This is a genomic window from Rhizobacter sp. Root1238 (assembly GCF_001425825.1).
Taxonomy (GTDB): Bacteria; Pseudomonadota; Gammaproteobacteria; order Burkholderiales; family Burkholderiaceae_C; genus Rhizobacter.
In genome coordinates this window covers 1-1,370 of sequence record NZ_LMDM01000043.1, presented here as the reverse complement: position 1 = coordinate 1,370, position 1,370 = coordinate 1, and the positions used below count along the sequence as shown (strand labels likewise).

The 1,370-nt window shown below is 58.5% G+C and carries 1 protein-coding gene; it reads left to right on the top strand.

All coding sequences use genetic code 11. The features are described 5' to 3' along the window. Nucleotides 1-312: 312 nt before the first annotated feature. The gene (locus ASC98_RS23050) at nucleotides 313-1,338 is read left to right on the top strand and encodes an HNH endonuclease (RefSeq protein ID WP_056814848.1); all 1,026 of its coding nucleotides are present in this window, start codon (nucleotides 313-315) and stop codon (nucleotides 1,336-1,338) included. Nucleotides 1,339-1,370 lie beyond the last annotated feature (32 nt).

Here is a 1,370-nt window from a genome sequence, read left to right as displayed (position 1 = left end):
GAACCAATTCGCTGTGGTCTACGAGGAGCGATTCACACTGCCGGCGCACGGCAGTCGATAAGCGAGTCGGCCAATAGCCAATTCAGCTCAACCGCCTCGCACACAGAAATCCTGACAGCCCCGTGACGCGAATGCCATGGACTCAAAAGCCTTCACTCAAGAGGGGCACGCCGCGTAAGCCGATGCTGCCGAACGCTTGAGAAAGGTGAGAGACAACGCGTAGGCATCTCCCCTCAGCTTTAGACTCCGCCTCTACAAGCATTGCTCGCGCCCGTACAACGGACCAGCAGGCGTCATTCATGTCCAGTGCCAATGCGCACGGCCATGCAGGAGGCGACATTGGCAAATTACTGGTGGGTAAACCACAAGCAGACCGCGCGGATGGAGCGGGATGGCGGCTACCTGTGGTCGCCTCGAACAAAGATCAATGGCCATCGCAATCTGTTCTACGACAACATGCGGCGAGCGAGGCCTGGGGACCCTGTTGTTTCCTATGCTGACGCAAAGGTCGGCGCAGTTGGGATCGTCACGGATGTGGCCGTCGCCGCGCCGAAGCCCGAGGCCTTCGGTTTGCGAGGCGAACACTGGGCAACCGAGGGGTGGCTGGTTCCAGTGTCGTGGACTGCGCTGGCCAAGCCTTTCAGTCCGAGCCAGTATGTAGACGACATTGCACCGCTATTGCCCAACAGTCATTCGCCGATTCGCGCCGTCAACGGGCACGGCAATCAGGCTGCGTACTTGGCTGAGATCCCTGCGGCATTGTTCGGCGAAGTCCTTCGTCTGGGCAACGCGCCGAGCCTCGGATCGATCCGAAGGAACGCCGACGAACAATCCGCAGTCAGCTTCATCGCTCAGCTGGAAGCGGAGATCGAGAAAGAAATTGCCGTGTCGTCCGATCTCTCGTCAACGGAGAAGGAGCAGGTCATTCTGGCGAGACGCGGCCAAGGAAAATTCCGTGAGAACGTCAGGGCCTACGAGACTTCGTGTCGCTGCACGGGGATTGCGATGCCGGGGCTTCTAATTGCCAGTCATATCAAGCCGTGGCGGGCTTGCAGCAATGCTGTTGAGAGACTGGACGGGAGCAATGGGTTGCTGCTGACCCCTTCAGCCGACTATCTTTTTGACCGCGGGTTCATCTCGTTCAGCGATGCTGGCGATCTTCTGTTGTCTGACAGCATGGCCGAAACTGACTTCATGCGTCTTGGCATGCAGCAGAGAAACGTCGGTTCCTTTCTGACCACCCAGAAGGGGGCTGTCAGGATTTCTGTGTGCGAGGCGGTTGAGCTGAATTGGCTATTGGCCGACTCGCTTATCGACTGCCGTGCGCCGGCAGTGTGAATCGCTCCTCGTAGACCACAGCGAATTGGTTC